A 16,150-nucleotide genomic window follows, 5' to 3' on the forward strand; every position below is an offset into this window, starting at 1 on the left:
ATGTTCCGTAATTTCATGATCACGTGGCGTTGGCGGCATTCGCCGGTACATGCTGATGCTCCTTCAACAGCGGCTCGGCACCCGCAAGTTGAAGGGGCCACCTCCGTGTGGCCTTCCGGATGCGCAGTACGACGACACGCAAGGAATCACGATGAACAGCAAGCTGATAGCGGCGGCCATGGTGCTGTCGCTGGGCGTCCTCGGCTGGAGCGTGGCGATGGCGGCGATGGGGCACGCCGCCATCATCGCCACGCTGGCCCCGGTCCTCGGTCTCACCGTCACCCACGTCCTGGCCGGCTTCCGCAACAAGGCCGCGGCCGTCCCCAGCACCCCCACGACGGTGACCGACGAGGAGGACAGCGCCCCGTGACCCCAGCGCACAACGCGACGGGGCCGGCTTCCGAGCCGGCCCCGCTCCGCCCCGGCCGCAAGCTCGGCCCCATCGCCTCCACCGTCGGCAGTGCCCACCGCGCATGGCTCACCCCCACCCGCGAGCACTACCTCCTCAGCGGCCGCACCCTCGCCGACCTCAGCGCACGCGTACTCGCGAAATCCAAGCTCTCCGAGCTGCTGCGCGGAGTCGGCCACTACCCCCGCTGGGAAGTCATCCACCGCCTGGCCGAGGAGCTCGACATCCCCACCTGGCCCCTCCACCGGCTCTGGAAGCAGGCAGCCATGGACGCCGGGAAGAGCCGCGACTGGGTCGACCGCTCCACCGCAGGCCGGCTCGCCGTCACCACCCAGCCCGGACCGCCCCTGGAACACGGCGCCCTGCGCTCCATGGTCGAAGACGGCTACCGCCGCTACGCCGGCGTCTTCCTGACCGACACCGTCCTGGACGCCGCCGTCGAGGAAACCTTCGCCATCCTGTGGCTCTCCTTCGACGACGCCCTGGCCAGCCCCGACATCCGCCGCTACGCCTGGAACATCCTCAGCGCCACCGTCAAGGCCAAGGCCGACCACCGCGACCAGCGGCCCGTCCTCGCCGACGCCGCCTTCGACACCGCCGCCCTGCACGCCCAGGGCTCCCTCGACCACCAGGCGGTCCAGCTGGCCGAGTCCCTGGAGATGTTCGCCGCCATCAGCAAGCTGCCCCTCACCCAGCTCGACGTCATGGTGCTCCGGCGCCTGTGCGGCTTCACCACCGAGAAGGTCTCCGACCTCCTCGGCATCCCGCTGGCCCTCGTACGGTCCAGCGAACGTCACGCCGACCGGTTCCTCGCCGACACCGTCGAGCCGCCGGCCCACACCGGGGGAACCACCTCATGAAGAAGTCCCACCTCGACAGCCTCCTCGCCCGCACCCTCCTCGTCTTCGAACGAGCCGTGCCACGCGACACCGTCCCCGCCCGCGACCCGGATCCGAAGACCCCCAGGCCCGTCGCCCCCCGCCACCGCACCGACCAGAACACCGCATCGGCCGCCGAAGACCTGCGCACCCTGTGCGAGGCCCTCGTCACCCACACCCCCGCCGACGCCGTCGCCGACTTCCTCACCGACCAGATCCCCGAACCCCGCAGCGCCATGGTCCTGGCCTGCGTCCTGCAGCTCACCGACACCGACGACGGCGCCCGGTTCTGGTGGCAGTACGCCGCCGGCGCCGGGCACGCCGCGGCCGCCTACTGCCTCTACCTCCACCACCTCGCCCTCGGCGAGACCCACGTCGCCCGCTGGTGGCACAAGCAGACCGACGACGACACCCCCGCGGCGAGGATCGTCCGCACCACGGTCCACCGCGACAACAAAACCGTCGCCCTCTTCCACGAGGAGGAGACGTCCGCCGCCGCCCTCCTGCGACTCCTGCGGCTCCTGGGCAGGCCCGCCCCCGGGCCCCGGTCCGCCGCCCTTGCCGAGCTGATGGCCTACATGCCCACCGCCGTCGCCGTCGGCTACCTCCGCGAACCCGACAGCGAAATCCCCCTGCCGGGAGACAAGTTCGCCCACGAGATCCACACCCTGCTCACCGCCGGCGCCACGCGGCCCGACCACCCCAGCAACCTCCCCGCCCGCACCCGTACCTGCGGCCGCCCCGGACAACGCCAGGCGACAGTCGCCACCGCGGTGCGGACCCCGCAGACCCTCGACGAGGCCGCGTCGCGCTGACCCCCCCACCCTCCGCAGGGCCCCTCACCAGGTGGCGAGACGGGCCATGCGGAGGGAGGAACGCCCATGGTTCGTGCTTTCCTTCGAAAAGAGCCTGTGCTCCGCATGCCGCCGTCGCACCGTACGGACCGTCACTACCGGCCGTCCGGGCAGCCGTCCGTACCGGGGACGCATGGGGCCCTGGGAAGACGGGCGGGTGCGGCGAGCTGGGCGAACCGCGCGATGGCGCTGCCGCGGCATGCGCCGACCGCGTCGGTAATGCCTCAGTAACGGTCACCTCCTAACGTCCGCACGCGGTGGGGTCCCCACGGCTTCCGCCGTCCCTCTCACGGGGGGCGCGGGGGCCACTGTTCCAGCATGCGAAGGAGCCGTTCTATGCATCCGCCCCGTACCTCCGGGCGCAGACGTGCCGCGTGGGCGGCGGCCGTGGCCGCCGCTCTGCTCGCCGGCTCGGCGCCCGCGGCCGCTCAGGCCGCGCCGAGCGCGACACCGGGCCCGGCGAAGGTGGACCGAACGGTCCTCGACACGGTCGAGGCCGGCAAGGACGCCACCTTCTTCGTGGTCCTGAAGGACCGCGCCGACCTGTCCAAGGCCCGTACCGCCCGCGGCCACGCCAAGAAGGCCACCGCCGCGTTCGACGCGCTGCGCGAGACGGCCGCCACGAGCCAGGGCCCGCTGAAGGCGTTCCTGGACAAGGCGAAGGTCGGCTACCAGTCCTACTGGATCGCCAACACCCTCCGCCTGACCGGCGACGAGGCGCTCGTCGAGAAGCTCGCCGCCCGCCCGGACGTCGCCGAGATCATCCCCTCCCGGACCTACGAGATCGACGACCTGGAGCAGTCGGCCGCGGCGGACGCCGCCACCCAGGCGACCGGAGCAGACGGTTCCACCGTCGAGTGGGGCATCGACGACATCCGGGCCGACGAGGTCTGGGCCCAGTACGCCGACCGCGGCGAAGGCATCGTCATCGCCAACATCGACAGCGGTGTGCAGGGCAGCCACCCGGCGCTGCAGAGCAGTTACCGGGGCTGGAACGGCTCCACCGCCGTGCACGACTACAACTGGTTCGACCCGACCGGTGTGTGCACCACCGGCGCCCCGTGCGACAACAACGGCCATGGCACCCACACCATGGGCACCATGGTCGGCTCCGGCGGCATCGGGGTCGCACCCGGCGCCACGTGGATCGCGGCCAAGGGCTGCGAGTCCAGCTCGTGCTCCGATCCGTACCTGCTCGCGGCCGGACAGTGGATGCTCGCCCCGACCGACCGCAACGGAAACAACCCCAGGCCCGACCTCGCCCCGGACATCATCAACAACTCCTGGGGCGGCACCGACGGCCAGAACTTCTACCAGGACATCGTCGCCGCCTGGCACGCCGCCGGCATCTTCGACGCGTTCGCGGCCGGCAACGCGGGTGACGGCGTCACCTGCTCCACCTCCCACCCTCCGGGCGCCGAAGGCGTGACGTACTCCGTCGGCGCGTACGACGCCGACGGAAGGATCGCCGAGTTCTCCGGCTTCGGACCGTCCCCGATCGACGGCTCGCCGCGCCCGCACATCGCCGCGCCCGGCGTCAACGTCCGCTCCGCCTGGATCGGCGGCGGCTACCGCGCCATCAACGGCACTTCCATGGCCACCCCGCACGTCGCGGGCGCCGTCGCCCTGCTGTGGTCCGCCGCCCCCTCGCTGATCGGCAACATCGACGCCACCCGCGCCCTGCTGAACGACGCCGCGCGCGACGTGGACGACACCCACTGCGGCGGCACCGCCGACGCCAACAACGTCTGGGGCGAGGGCAAGCTCGACGTCCTCGGCGCCGTCGACGCCTCGCCGCGCACCGCCGCGCTCGTCACCGGCACCCTCACCGACCGGGCGACCGGCGCCGTACTGCCGGGCATGACCGTCACGACCGAGAGCGCCGGCTTCTCCCGTACGGTCCTGACCGACGCCGCCGGCCGCTACCGGCTGGCCCTGCCGGCCGGTGAGTACACCGTCACCGTCAGCGGCTACGGATACGCCACGGCCACCGAGTCCGGTTTCACCGTCACCACCGGCGAGACCGCGACCCACGACCTGACGATGAACGCCGTCCCGCACCACGCCGTCACCGGCACCGTCCTCGACGTCACCGGCCGGCCACTGCCCGGAGCCACCGTGCGCCTGCTCGAAGCCCCGATAGCCGCCGCGGTCTCCGACGCCTCGGGCCGCTTCACCCTGCCGGACGTGGCCGAGGGCTCCTTCACCCTGACCGCCACCCCGGCCGCCCCGGTGAAGTGCAACGGCGTACGGACCACCCAGGTGACCGTGGACGGCGACGAGACCGTCACCGCCGCGCTGCCGAACCGCACCGACGCCGCGGGCACGTACGCCTGCGCCCCGGCCGCGTACGCCTGGATCGACGGCCGCACCGCCGTCGCCCTGTCCGGTGACGAGAACGCCGCGACCGTCAACCTGCCGTTCCCCGTCCGCCACTACGGGGTCGACTACACCAGCGCGTCGATCACCACCAACGGCCTGGTCAACTTCCTCCAGCCGCGTCTGGGCGACTACGCCAACACCGCGCTGCCGGGCGCCGCGCAGCCGAACGGGATCGTCGCCGCCTTCTGGGACGACCTCGTGCTGGACAAGAAGTCGTCCGTGAAGACGGCCGTCACCGGCACCGCCGGCAGCCGGAGGTTCGCGATCGTGTGGACGAACGCCGCCCTGGCCGCCGACACCTCCGCCCGCGTCACCTTCGAGGCCGTCTTCGAGGAGGCCACCGGCGCGATCACCCTGCAGTACCAGGGCATCGGCACCGCCGCCGGAGAGAAGGGCGCCTCGGCGACCCTCGGCATCGAGAACCAGGGCGGCACCGACGGCCTCGGCTACTCGTTCGACGAGTCCGCCCTGACGGACCTGTCCGCCATCCGCTTCACGCAGGGGACCATCTGATGAGCAGCACCTCACGGCGCGCCCTCCGGCTCGCCTCCGCCCTGGTGGCGGCCGGCCTGGCGCTGACGTGCGCGCCCGGCGTGTCCGCCGCCGACGACAGCAACGGCCTGCTGACCCTCACCGAGGAGCAGGCGCAGAGCCTGGAGCAGCGGCTGCAGCCCGACCCGTACGGTGACCAGGCCACCGCGCGGGTCACCCCGGACGAGGGTCCGAGCACGGGCTCCGGTACCGACGGATCCACCGACTCGGGCACGGCCGACGCCTCGACCTCCGATGCGTCCACCGCCGCTGCGGGCCTGACGGCGAACGTCAAGACGGCCCTCGAAGGCTCCCAGGGCCACGCCGACACCGTCACGCTCGCCGGCGCCGGCTCCGACTACCTGGCCATCGGCAGCCTCGGCATGATCCAGCGGCTGGCCAAGGACGGCAAGGAGGTCTGGACCCGGGACAACGCCTCCTTCACCAAGGAGTGGGGCATCATGCCCTACCGGCTGTGGGAGAAGGAGTTCTACCCGGTCCGCGTCGTGATGGGCTACAACGCGGTCAGCCCCTTCTTCCCCACCTCCGACCTCGGCTACGACACCGGCGACCTGACCGGCGACGGCGTCGACGACCTGGCCGTCACGATGAACGTGGCGAGCACGGAGTGGTTCACCATCCCCGGTTCCACCCTGCGGACCGGCACCTTCGTCTCGGTCCTGGACGGCGCCACCGGCAAGACGCTGTGGTGGAAGCTCACCGCGGGCGCGTACCAGGTGCGGATCGTCGGCAGGACACTCGTGTACGGCGACACGCCCTACTGGAACCCCACCGACACCAGCGGCCTCACCACCGCCTTGTACGGACTGCGGTTCACCTACGCGGACGGCAGGCTCACCCCGGCGGCGAACTGGACGTTCGACACCGGCAAGCGCGCCCAGACCACGTTCGGCGGAATGCAGGAGCTGCCCGGCGGGCTGCTCGCCGTCTCGTGGAACGAGCGCAAGACGTCGGCGACCGCGCCCACGAAGGGCCACACCCTGGTCGTGGACCCGGCCGACGGCGGCGTGCAGTGGCAGGCCGAGAACGCGCTCCTGTCACGCGCGCTGAAGTACGACGCCACCCGCGGCCGTCTGGTCGCGGTGGAGATGGCGGACCTGACCGACGGCATGCGCTACGAGATCGCGGCGTACGACGCGGCCACGGGCGCCCGTACGAAGCTCGACTCCCGGATCAACGCCCTGCCGACGAACCTCGCGGTCGGCCGACTCTCCGGCGACGACAAGGCCGAGTACGCGGTCGCCGAGTCCACGCTCGACCCGAACCTGTTCGTCAACGCCGCCACCGCCCGCGTCGTGGACGGCACCACCGGCGCGGAGAAGTGGTCGTACTCGATCAAGCGCGATCCGGGCAACGGCCGGGACGGCAGCTCCTTCTGGGGTCTTCGGATCGCCGACGGCAAGCTGGTGGCCAGCGCCCAGAACGACCGGGACAAGGACACGCCGGTCAACGAGGGAGGCCAGCGGCTCGCCCGCCTGATCGTGCTGGCCGGCAACAACGGCTCGGTCAAGTGGAAGCAGGAGGACGCGCACGCATCGCCGCTGTTCGCCGAGACCTACCAGGACAAGGACGGCTGGCACGTCCGCACGTCCGACCCCGACCAGAACATCCGCACCTTCGGCCTCGCGGGCGGCCACGAGCAGAACGTCCTGGCCCGCCGTGGCGCGCTGTCCGTCGCCACGTCCGCGGACGTCGACCGAGACGGCGCGAAGGACCTGATCGTCGGCGGCGACTCGCAGGGCCTGTGGGCCTACGACGGCCCGTCGCTGGTCGCGGGTTCCCCCAAGCTGCTGTGGAAGGCGACGCTGCCGGGCCGGACCGCCGACCTCGAACTCGGCGACACCACCGGTGACGGCCGCCCCGAGATCGTCGTCGCGGCGGACAAGGCCGCCGTGGTCCTCGACGCGGCCACCGGCAGGACCCTCACCGAGATCGACGGCCGGGGCCAGTACGTGTACACGGTCACCCCCGCGGACCTCGACGGCGACGGGAGGTCCGAGGTCGTCGTGCCCACAGACAAGGTGCGCGCCCACCGGGGCGGCGGCGCCCTGATGTGGGAGTACGCCGCCCCCGACGCGGACGTCGCCTTCTCCACCGCGTCGGTCGCGAAGGGCAGGGTGTACGCGGCGTACAACACCCGTGGTGCCGGCGCCATCGCCATCGCCGGCGGCAAGCCGGCGGTGAACGGCGTCGCCCTGGACGCCAGGAACGGCACCCTGGCCTGGAAGGCCGACCCGGTGGCCCCCGAGGGCACCCTGTACGCCGCGGGCCTGCGCAACGGCACCTTCGCCTCGCCGCAGATCCCGTACGCCGACGGGAACGCCGTCGTCTTCACCTGGGGCTCGCGCACCGCCGCCGGCGGCTGGCCGGCCGTCACCGAGATCCGCGACGGCCGCACCGGCGAGGTCCTGCGCAGCCGGATGATCGGCGGCATCAACGGATGCTGCAGCTTCTTCACCAGCCCGGCAGGGCTGACGCAGGTGGCCCCCTCGGGCTACAACACCTGGGGTCCCGGGAGCGAGACCGGCCTCGGGACCCTCCCGATGACGTCCGGCGGCTACTTCACCGGACCGGGCGGAAGGCCGCTGCTCTGGGCCGGTGTGCAGGGCGGTGCGCGCGTCTACGACGGGTCGCTCCTCGGTACGGACGCAAGCTTCCCGTCATCGCTGACCGGCCTCAACCTCAAGGGCGCCCAGAACGTCTTCACCGGCGACCTGGACGGCGACGGCGTGGCCGAACTGGTCTCGCTGAACTTCGACGACGTCGGCTTCGACCGGATCTCGGGCCTGCAGGGCACGCTGTACTACCTTCCCCTGAAGGGCATCCGACAGCTGACGGTGGCCACACTCACCACCTCCTGACCCGGTCCCGCGGACAGGGCCTCCTGGTAGCTCGGGGTTGCGAAGCCGACCGAGTCCAGGAGGCCCTGCTGCCGTAGTCGTACGTGCGCGCACCGCCGGGGTTCGACTCCGGTACCCCCTTGTGTGAGGGCGCCTCCCAGCGGCTGGCCGTGCGGCCGCGCGACAGGATGGCGAGGATGCGGTCCTACGCGCCGGCGTAGGCGATGGCGAGGACGGTGATCGTGCGGGTGGGCTCCCCGATGAGGACGACGGCGGTGGTGTGGCCGCGGGCGACGGTCCGGATGATCCCGTCGTCCTCACCGTAGGGTTCGGAGGCCGCGAGCGGGTTCTGCTGGGCATCGACGAGGCAGACGGCCATGTCGCGACGGGCGTCGTCGGGGAGCTGCTTGTAGGTGTCGAAGACGTCGCCGGGGAAGCTGAGCCGGTAGGTCACGCGGCGCCCCGGCCGGGCTCACGGTCGCCGCGGTGACCGGCGTCGTGTCGGACGTCGGCGGTGCGGTCGGCGGCGGTCGCGTCGTCGTGGGGCCGGCCGGCGGCGGCGTGGGCGCGGGCGGCGGCGATCCGGCCTGCGGCGGCCTGGAGGGTTTCGGCGGCGCGCGCCCACCGGTCGAGGACCGCGGGCAGCCGGTCGAGAGGGGTGAGGTTGACGTCCGCGAGCAGCTGCTGGCGGGAGGCGGAGTGCGGCAGGGCGTGGTGGAGCCGGTCCACCGTCCACGTGTCTCGTGCCGTCACGTCTGCCTCCCGGGGCGGTCGTTCGCGTCTCCGCCCAGCGTACGCGGTCGGCGTGATGGCGTCAGTGCATCTCAGGCCTGATCGGCTGCCACTGTGCTCGTCTCGGAGACGCGCCACGCACCCGATCGGGCGCACCAGGCGGTCGGCGAAGTCCGACTCCGCGGACGGTTACGCGTACACCACCCGGCGATCAGCCAACTCCCCACGCCCGGCGGGCGGAACTCCGCTCAGGTTCCGGTAGAGAGCGCTACGTGACGCCACTGGTGGAGTTCACGTCGCACCAGGTCGAGTTTCGCCTCGATGCGTTCGAGCGCGTCCGCGCCCAGCTGCAGGCGAAGCGGCGGCTCGGGGTTCTCGGTGATGTCCACGATGGCTTTCGCCGCCTTCACGGGATCGCCCGGCTGGCGGCCGTCGTATCCGGTCAGTGCCTCGCGCACCGGCCCCGCCGCGGCGGCGTAGTCGGCGATGGAGGCCGGTTCGACGCGCATGCTCAGACTGCTGAGGAAGTCGGTGCGGTGCCCGCCCAGCTCCACGATCGTGACGCGGACGCCAAGCGGGGCCAGTTCGCCGTGCAGTGCCTCGGAGATGGCCTCCAGGGCGAACTTCGACGCGCCGTACAGGCCGACCGCCGGTGCGGTGGCGAAGCCGGCCACGGAGCCGATGTTCAGGACGTGTCCACTGCGCTGGGCGCGCAACGTCGGCAGCGTGGCCCGCAAGGTGTTGAGCACGCCGAAGACGTTGACGTCGAACAGCGCCCGGGCGGCCTCGTCGGAGGTCTCCTCGATCGCGCCGACGAGGCCGTAACCGGCGTTGCCGGCCACGATGTCGATCCGGCCGAATTTCGCCAGCCCGGCCTCCACCGCAGCCGTCAGCTGCTGCGGCTCGGTCACGTCCGCGTTCACCGCCAGCAGTCCGTCCGGCTGTTGCGGGTACGCCCGGAGCACCGCTGACGCGTCCCTCGCCGTGGCGATCACGCCGTGTCCTCGGTCCAGCGCCTCCCGGGTGATCTCCGCGCCGAGCCCACGCGATGCACCGGTGACAAACCAAACGCTCATGTTCTCCCCTGTTCCGATGGCCCGATGGGCCGATACCCCGACGCTAGGACCTAGAGTCGGGTCTAGATCAACAGCGGGGTGGGGGAGGGGCGCTCATGGACCTGAGCATCGGTGAGGTGGCGCGACGCAGCGGGCTGAGCGTGCACGCGCTGCGCTTCTACGAGCGGGAGGGCCTCTTCGCCAACCCGGTGCGCCGCCTGTCCAACGGCCGCCGGATCTATCACGAGGAAGACCTCGAGTGGCTGGCCATCTGCACGAAGCTGCGCTCCTCCGGCATGTCCCTGGCGATGATCCGGCAGTACATCGAGCTCGCCCGACAAGGCCCGGGCAACGAACACGAGCGCCTCGAACTGCTGCGCCGACACGAAAGCCACGTGGAGACCCAGATCCGCGAACTGCAGGACACCTTGGACGTGATGCGGCACAAGGTACGGATCTACGAGGACCACCTCGCCCGCGGCGCAGCCGACCGGCTCTGGAACCCGTCCCACCCGGATGCCGCGCAGGCCGGCACCCACCATGAGTGCCCTCCGCCGGAGGGCACGTGATCTTCCTCGCCTCCGTCGGCTACCGCCGCTCAGGCGGTAGCCCTCGGATCGTCTCGCCGACCAGATGAAGAGGGCGGCGATGCGGAGTCCGGCGCGGCAGACGGTGGCGGTTGCTTGAGGGGTCATGACCTCAGGAGACGCGGGCGCGCGTCCGAGGGCATGGCCGTCCGGCGCACCGGCCGGGGCCCCTCTTGACGGGCCCCGGCGGCGTGCTGACGAGCCCGGACGATCGTGGAGGCGACCGGCGACGACCCGGTCGAGGTCGTCGCCTTCGGTGTCGGCCCGGGCGAGCAGGGCGGTGAACGCGACGCCCTAGTCGACCGGGCCGCGCTCGCGGGGGATCCGCTCCCCGGCCTCGATCGCGACGGGCAGCCGGTTCTCGGCCGGCGGCAGCGGGCAGGTCGCGAAGTCGGTGTAGGCGCAGGGCAGATTGGTGGCGCGGTTGAAGTCGAGCACCACCGTGCCGTCGGCCCCCGGGGCGGCGATGCCGAGCCCGCGGTTGGCCGCGTACGTGGTGACGCCCGAGGTCGCGTCGGTGAACAGCACCGTGAGGCTCCCGGGCGTCTGCCCGTTGAACGCCGTCAGGCTCAACTCCCGCCCGTCCAGCCGGAAGACGACGCGGCCCGGGGCGTCGTACACATGGTGCAGGCCTTCGACGGCGGCGCCCACCGTGGTCGGGCGCGGCTCGTCGAAGGCCACGTAGCGACCCGTGACCACCCAGCGCGGATCGGGCTCGTACGCCGGCGTGCCGGTGAACGCGACCCGCAGCGGGTGGCCGGGGTGCCGCGGCCGGACCACGTCCTGGCCGCCGCGCTTGGCCACCTCGATCACCGTGTCGCCCCAGACGGCGTCGACCCCGCCGCGCTCCGGAACGACGCCGAAGAGATGCCGCCCGCGCACCACCGCGCCGTCGACGACGAGTTCCGTCCCCTCGTCGAGTTCCACGACGACGCCTTCGGGCCCCGTCGACCAGGTGCCCGGAACGCCGGGGAAGGACTGCGGCTCGGCGGAGAGCCAGTGCAGACCGGTGACCGCGAGGAAGCCGTGCTCGGACGCCAGCCGGGCGTCCTTCTCCCGGTGCCACTCCCGCCACTCGGCGGCGAAGACCTCGGGATCGGGAAGACCGGCGGCGTCGGGGTGGCCGTCGGACTCGACGGGCGTGCGGGTGCCGGGGATGTCGTGGACGCTCATGCGTCTCCTCCTGGTGCGGTGGTGGGCGGGATGCGCGCGGCCCCCTGTCCGTCGCCGGGAAGGCGACGGCCCGTGCGGGGCCGGGAGGCGGGAGGGGTACGGATACGCGGGGCGGGAACGAGCCCGTCGGGGGCGCCCAGGAGCCCTGGGGCGGGTGCGCCGGTGGTCGGACGCCGGGACGAGGCCTCGGGTCAGCCGGAACAGGCCATGGTCGTGACGCGCACGTAGTCGACGTGTCGTCGCGTCACGAGAAGGCTCACGGCCTCAGGAGAACACAACACCGCCGCGGAACACCAGTGTTCCCCCGACCGGACCCGGCTGGACCCGGCCGGACCGCCGTGCCTCATCGGCCGCGACCGGTCGCCTTCCCCGACCGGCCCCGAAGCCGGGCCGTCCGGAGCCTGAGCCGCTGGAGCGGAGTGGGCGGCAGCGCGCGGGCCGAACCCCGGGCGTAGTGGCGCTCGACGTAGAACTGCCCCGCGCCGAGCACGGTGGTGACGGCGACGTACCAGAGGGTGGCGACCATCAGCAGCGGGATCACCTGGTACGTCTGGTTGTAGACCAACTGCACCGAGTACAGCAGGTCGTGCACGGCCAGGACGCTGACGATGCTGGTGCCCTTCAAGGTGCCGATCAGCATGTTCCCCGCGGTCGGGACGATCGAGCGCATCGCCTGCGGGATGACGATCCGGCGCAGGGTGCGCAGCCTGCCGATGCCGAGGGCCTGGGCCGCCTCCGTCTGTCCGGCGTCCACCGACAGGATGCCGCCGCGCACCACCTCGGCGGCGTAGGCCGCCTCGTGCAGGGTCAGGCCGATGACGGCGGTCAGGGTGGGGCCCAGCAGGTTGACCGTCCGGACGGTGACGAACTCGGGCCCGAAGGGGATGCCGAGACCGAGGGTCGGGTAGAGCGCGCCGATGTTGAACCAGAACAGCAGCTGCACCAGCAGCGGGGTGGACCGGAAGATCCATACGAATCCCCAGCTCAGTGCCTGCAGGACGGGGTTGGCGGACAGCCGCATCACCGCCAGGGGAGTGCCGAGCAGGAAGCCGAGCACCATCACCACGGCGGTCAGCCACAGGGTGAGCAGCAGCCCGTCGAGCACGGCCGCGGTGGTGAAGTAGCGGCCGACCACGTCCCATTGGAAGGCGCGGTTGCGGACGACGGAGTGGACCGCCATCGCGAAGAGCAGCAGCGCGAAGGCGGCCGTCACCAGCCGGCCGATGTGCCGGCGCGGCACGATCCGCGGGAGATCGGTCTCGGGACCCGGGCCGTCGGAGGGGCTCGGGCGTCGTGTCGGCGGTGCGGCCGCGGGGACGCGGGAAAGGGCGTGGACGTCGGACGGCGAAGCCATCGGAAGGCACTCCAGACGAGGGAGGCGCGGGTGGCGGCGACCACCCGGCGGCGCATGGACAGGGACTCCGGTCGCTCACGGCGCGGGGGCACCGGACGGCGGCCGGATTCCGGCGAGGTCACACGCCGCGTCCCTCAACGCGGCCCGGACGGCCGCCGCGCGGGGCGGAGCCGGTCCGGTCCGATCGTACGGGCGCACCGCGCGCGGATGTCAACCACCCCGCCCCCGGAACCGCCCAACTGCGGTCCGGCATCCGGGCCGTGGTTGACGGGAAGCGCGATGTCCTGCTCAATTGGTCGCATGAATGCCGAGCAGCGCCTGGTCAGCCGTGACCACATCGACTTCGGTCGTGTGTGGTCCGCGGCGTGTTGCGCCTGACGCGGCAGCGGGTCGTCCGACCGGCCCTTCCCTCCCTCGGTGACCCGTCGCGGGCCGAGTTCCTTCCCTCGTAGCACCGCCGTACGCACCTGCCCGGTTCGTCCCGGGTCGGCGTACGGGCGATCCCGCGAGAACGGGCACGCGCTGCCGCCGCCCCTCCTCCTCCGAGGCTTCCGCCCCGGCGTCGTCACACCTTCCCCGCCCTGTTTCCGAGCACCCTGAAGCGCCGTCGAACCGGCCGCGCCGCGGGCTGCTCCGCTCCGCCGCGCCCGCTCCGCGACGCCCTTCGCGGCGTCCCCGGCCGGCGGACCCGAGGAAAGGCCCTCTCCCATGCCCGTGGAGTTCCTAGGCATCGCCGCCACCCACGACGGTTCCGAAACCACCCCGCGCTCCGGCGCCGCCTTCGACAAGGAGTACACGCTCCGGCTCGCCCGGGCCCACGAGGACCACGACTGGGACCGGGTGCTGTTCGCCTACGGCTCCGGTTCCCCCGACCCCGCCCCGGCCGCCGCCTACGTCGCGAGCAGGCTGGACCGCCTCCAACTGCTGCTCGCCCACCGGCCCAACGTCTCCTACCCCACCTTCGCCGCCAAGACCTTCGCCACCCTCGACCAGATCAGCGAAGGCCGGCTGGCCGTCCACTTCATCACCGGCGGCAACGACCACGAGCAGGGCCGCGAGGGCGACACCCTCACCAAGGACGAGCGCTACGCCCGCACCCGCGAGTACATCCGGATCGTCAAGAAGATCTGGACCAGCCACGAGCCCTTCGACCACGAGGGCGCGCACTACCGCTTCCACGACTTCGTCAGCGACGTCTTCCCGTACCGAAGGCCCCGCCCCGCCGTCTCCTTCGGCGGTTCCTCGCCGGCCGCGTACGCGACCGGAGGCGCCGAGGCCGACATCTACTGCCTGTGGGGCGAGCCCCTGGCCAGGACCGCCGAGCAGATCGAGGCCGTGAGGGCCGCCGCGAAGGCCGCGGGCCGCACCGACGTCCCCCGCATCCAGGTGGCGTTCCGCCCGATCATCGCCCCGACCGAGGAACTGGCCTGGGAGAAGGCCCACCGCACGCTCGGCGCGATCCGGGAACGGCGCGCGGCGGCGCCCGTGCGACACCACCGCGGAAGCGCCCAGGAGGCCCCGGAGAACACCGGATCCCAGCGGCTGATCGCCATCGCCGAGGCGGGGGAGCGCTACGACCGCGCCCTGTGGACCCCGACCGCCGCCGCGACCGGCGGAGCGGGCAACTCCAACGCCCTGGTCGGCACCCCGGAGACGGTCGCCCGGGCACTCCTCGACTACTACGACCTCGGCGTCGACATCGTCTCCGCGCGCGGCTACGACCTGCTGGGCGACGCGATCGACTTCGGCCGGCACGTCATCCCGATCGTCCGCGAGGAGGTCGCCAAGCGCGACGCCGAGCGGGCGGCGCGCGGCACCCTCGCGGCGGTGCGGTGATGACCGGCGCACCGCAGCCGACGGTCGTCCACGTCCCCGTCTCCGACCCCCGGGTCCGGCCCCTGCTGCGGGAACTCGGCGACGAGTACTCCCGGCGCTACGGCAGGGACGCCCACGCCGAGATCTCCCGCTATCCCGACGAGGAGTTCACCGCCCCGCACGGAGGCGTCCTGCTCCTGCTCCTGGAACACGGCGCGCCCGTCGCGGGCGGCGCCTTCCGCCGCTACGACGCGACCACGGCCGAGCTCAAGCGGATCTGGACGCACTCCGCCCACCGCCGGCGCGGCCTAGCCCGCCGCGTCGTCGCCGAGCTGGAGCGGGAGGCGCGCACCCGCGGCTACCGCCGCATCCGCCTGACCACCGGCCCGCGCCAGCCCGAGGCCCGCGGCCTGTACCTGGCCACCGGCTACGCCCCGCTGTTCGACACGGCGGCCGACCCGGAGACCCTCGGCCTGCTGCCCTTCGAGAAGCACCTGCCCGCGACCGCGGCCCACCCCGGAAAGGCGGCACGTCCATGAGCGCCCGTGACCTCCGCACCCGACTGCGGCGCGCGGCCGCCGTCGCCGCGCTGCTGCCCCTGATGGCGGCGACGGCCGCCTGCGGCTCCGGAGACCCCTCCGGCACCGCGCCGGCGGGCGCCCGGGCATCGGCCGCGCCGTCGGACGACCCCGTCGCCGCCGTACGCACGGTGGACTCCGCCGCCGCCCTGCTCCCCGCCGACGTGCGCCGGGCGGGCACCCTGCGGGTCGGCAGCTCGATCGGCTTCCCGCCGGGGGCGTACTACCCGAACGGGCCGGGCGAGCCGCCCGCGGGCCAGGACATCGACATCGCCGACGCGGTGGCCAAGGTCCTCGGCGTGAAGCTGGAGCGGCAGGACGCGTCCTTCGAGACGATCCTGCCGGCCCTCGCCAGCGGCAAGTACGACGTCGGCACCGGCAACTTCGGCGTCACCGGCGAACGCCTGAAGAGCGTCGACTTCGTCACCTACATCAACGACGGCCAGGGCTTCGCGGTGAAGAAGGGCGGCACCGCGCTCGCGACGAAGGTCACCGACCTCACCCAGCTGTGCGGGCTGACGATCGGCACCGGAGCCGGCACCACCTTCGAGGCGACCCTCACCGCGAAGAAGGGCGTGTGCGCCGAGGCGGGCAAGGAGCCGTACGACGTCAAGGTCTACTCGGAGAACGGAGCGACCCTCACCGCGCTCCAGCAGGGCCGGATCGACGTCGTCATGTCGACCATCAACGGCCTGCGCCACCAGGCGGCGCAGCCCGCCGCCCAGACCGTCTTCCTCGGCGAGTTCCACCGCCTCGACGTCGGCTTCGCCTTCGCGAAGGGCTCCCCGCTCACCCCGGCGTTCCAGGCCGCCGTCAACGAGCTGATCAAGGACGGAACGTACGCCCGGATCCTGCAGAAGTGGGGCACCAGCGCCTCAGCGATCGACGCTTCCCGGATCAACCCGACCGAACACACCTGAGAGTGGAGCAGGAACACCACG

14 protein-coding genes are annotated in these 16,150 nt (G+C 72.5%); 9 read left to right on the top strand and 5 right to left on the bottom strand.

The genetic code is table 11. The features are described from left to right. The first annotated feature begins 151 nt into the window (after positions 1-151). From AB0E19_RS23650 to AB0E19_RS23670, 5 genes are all read left to right on the top strand, one after another. Positions 152-370, top strand: coding sequence for a hypothetical protein (locus AB0E19_RS23650; protein WP_362183594.1), 219 nt, complete (start codon positions 152-154; stop codon positions 368-370). Continuing rightward, a complete protein-coding gene (locus AB0E19_RS23655; protein WP_362183597.1) occupies positions 367-1,269 on the top strand; it encodes a sigma-70 family RNA polymerase sigma factor in 903 nt (300 codons plus the stop codon). The genes AB0E19_RS23650 and AB0E19_RS23655 overlap by 4 nt, the downstream gene beginning before the upstream one ends. Continuing rightward, positions 1,266-2,102 (top strand): hypothetical protein, encoded by an 837-nt coding sequence (locus tag AB0E19_RS23660; protein ID WP_362183600.1) that lies wholly within the window; start codon positions 1,266-1,268, stop codon positions 2,100-2,102. Before AB0E19_RS23655 ends, AB0E19_RS23660 begins: the two co-directional genes overlap by 4 nt. A gap of 375 nt (positions 2,103-2,477) precedes the next feature. Next, positions 2,478-5,036 (top strand): S8 family serine peptidase, encoded by a 2,559-nt coding sequence (locus tag AB0E19_RS23665; protein WP_362183603.1) that lies wholly within the window; start codon positions 2,478-2,480, stop codon positions 5,034-5,036. After that, entirely contained in the window at positions 5,036-7,936 is a 2,901-nt protein-coding gene (locus tag AB0E19_RS23670; protein ID WP_362183606.1) for an FG-GAP-like repeat-containing protein, read from the top strand. The genes AB0E19_RS23665 and AB0E19_RS23670 overlap by 1 nt, the downstream gene beginning before the upstream one ends. 184 nt (positions 7,937-8,120) lie before the next feature. Here AB0E19_RS23670 and AB0E19_RS23675 read toward each other — a convergent pair whose 3' ends face one another. The 3 genes from AB0E19_RS23675 to AB0E19_RS23685 form a co-directional block, all read right to left on the bottom strand. Then, the gene (locus AB0E19_RS23675; protein WP_362183609.1) at positions 8,121-8,369 is read right to left on the bottom strand and encodes a hypothetical protein; all 249 of its coding nucleotides are present in this window, start codon (positions 8,367-8,369) and stop codon (positions 8,121-8,123) included. Beyond that, a complete protein-coding gene (locus AB0E19_RS23680) occupies positions 8,366-8,668 on the bottom strand; it encodes a hypothetical protein (RefSeq protein WP_362183612.1) in 303 nt (100 codons plus the stop codon). Before AB0E19_RS23680 ends, AB0E19_RS23675 begins: the two co-directional genes overlap by 4 nt. Before the next feature lie 227 nt (positions 8,669-8,895). After that, entirely contained in the window at positions 8,896-9,723 is an 828-nt protein-coding gene (locus AB0E19_RS23685; RefSeq protein ID WP_362183615.1) for an oxidoreductase, read from the bottom strand. A gap of 95 nt (positions 9,724-9,818) precedes the next feature. Between AB0E19_RS23685 and AB0E19_RS23690 the strand changes: the two genes are divergently transcribed. After that, on the top strand, positions 9,819-10,271 hold the full coding sequence (locus AB0E19_RS23690) for a MerR family transcriptional regulator (RefSeq protein ID WP_362183618.1): 453 nt from the start codon (positions 9,819-9,821) through the stop codon (positions 10,269-10,271). 312 nt (positions 10,272-10,583) lie between these two features. On the opposite strand, the gene AB0E19_RS23695 is transcribed toward AB0E19_RS23690, so the two are convergent. Beyond that, positions 10,584-11,462 carry a DUF1684 domain-containing protein gene (locus AB0E19_RS23695; protein ID WP_362183621.1) on the bottom strand — a complete coding sequence of 293 codons (879 nt, stop codon included), beginning with the start codon at positions 11,460-11,462 and terminating at the stop codon, positions 10,584-10,586. A 343-nt stretch (positions 11,463-11,805) separates the two neighbouring features. Further along, the gene (locus AB0E19_RS23700) at positions 11,806-12,816 is read right to left on the bottom strand and encodes an amino acid ABC transporter permease (RefSeq protein WP_362183624.1); all 1,011 of its coding nucleotides are present in this window, start codon (positions 12,814-12,816) and stop codon (positions 11,806-11,808) included. Positions 12,817-13,524: 708 nt separating this feature from the next. Between AB0E19_RS23700 and AB0E19_RS23705 the strand changes: the two genes are divergently transcribed. From AB0E19_RS23705 to AB0E19_RS23715, 3 genes are read left to right on the top strand one after another with little or no spacing between them, the layout of a single operon-like run. Beyond that, entirely contained in the window at positions 13,525-14,652 is a 1,128-nt protein-coding gene (locus AB0E19_RS23705) for an LLM class flavin-dependent oxidoreductase (protein ID WP_362183627.1), read from the top strand. Beyond that, a complete protein-coding gene (locus tag AB0E19_RS23710; RefSeq protein WP_362183630.1) occupies positions 14,652-15,170 on the top strand; it encodes a GNAT family N-acetyltransferase in 519 nt (172 codons plus the stop codon). The genes AB0E19_RS23705 and AB0E19_RS23710 overlap by 1 nt, the downstream gene beginning before the upstream one ends. Further along, the gene (locus tag AB0E19_RS23715; protein ID WP_362183633.1) at positions 15,167-16,129 is read left to right on the top strand and encodes an ABC transporter substrate-binding protein; all 963 of its coding nucleotides are present in this window, start codon (positions 15,167-15,169) and stop codon (positions 16,127-16,129) included. The genes AB0E19_RS23710 and AB0E19_RS23715 overlap by 4 nt, the downstream gene beginning before the upstream one ends. The last annotated feature ends 21 nt before the right edge of the window (positions 16,130-16,150 follow it).

This window comes from Streptomyces sp. NPDC047974 (assembly GCF_040653375.1).
Taxonomy (GTDB): domain Bacteria; phylum Actinomycetota; class Actinomycetes; order Streptomycetales; family Streptomycetaceae; genus Streptomyces.

Coding starts and splice junctions, on each gene's coding strand:
- AB0E19_RS23685 (WP_362183615.1), bottom strand. CDS start 9,723: ATGAGCGTTTGGTTTGTCACCGGTGCATCGCGTGGGCTCGGCGCGGAG.
- AB0E19_RS23665 (WP_362183603.1), top strand. CDS start 2,478: ATGCATCCGCCCCGTACCTCCGGGCGCAGACGTGCCGCGTGGGCGGCG.
- AB0E19_RS23705 (WP_362183627.1), top strand. CDS start 13,525: ATGCCCGTGGAGTTCCTAGGCATCGCCGCCACCCACGACGGTTCCGAA.
- AB0E19_RS23715 (WP_362183633.1), top strand. CDS start 15,167: ATGAGCGCCCGTGACCTCCGCACCCGACTGCGGCGCGCGGCCGCCGTC.
- AB0E19_RS23650 (WP_362183594.1), top strand. CDS start 152: ATGAACAGCAAGCTGATAGCGGCGGCCATGGTGCTGTCGCTGGGCGTC.
- AB0E19_RS23700 (WP_362183624.1), bottom strand. CDS start 12,816: ATGGCTTCGCCGTCCGACGTCCACGCCCTTTCCCGCGTCCCCGCGGCC.
- AB0E19_RS23660 (WP_362183600.1), top strand. CDS start 1,266: ATGAAGAAGTCCCACCTCGACAGCCTCCTCGCCCGCACCCTCCTCGTC.
- AB0E19_RS23710 (WP_362183630.1), top strand. CDS start 14,652: ATGACCGGCGCACCGCAGCCGACGGTCGTCCACGTCCCCGTCTCCGAC.
- AB0E19_RS23695 (WP_362183621.1), bottom strand. CDS start 11,462: ATGAGCGTCCACGACATCCCCGGCACCCGCACGCCCGTCGAGTCCGAC.
- AB0E19_RS23670 (WP_362183606.1), top strand. CDS start 5,036: ATGAGCAGCACCTCACGGCGCGCCCTCCGGCTCGCCTCCGCCCTGGTG.
- AB0E19_RS23690 (WP_362183618.1), top strand. CDS start 9,819: ATGGACCTGAGCATCGGTGAGGTGGCGCGACGCAGCGGGCTGAGCGTG.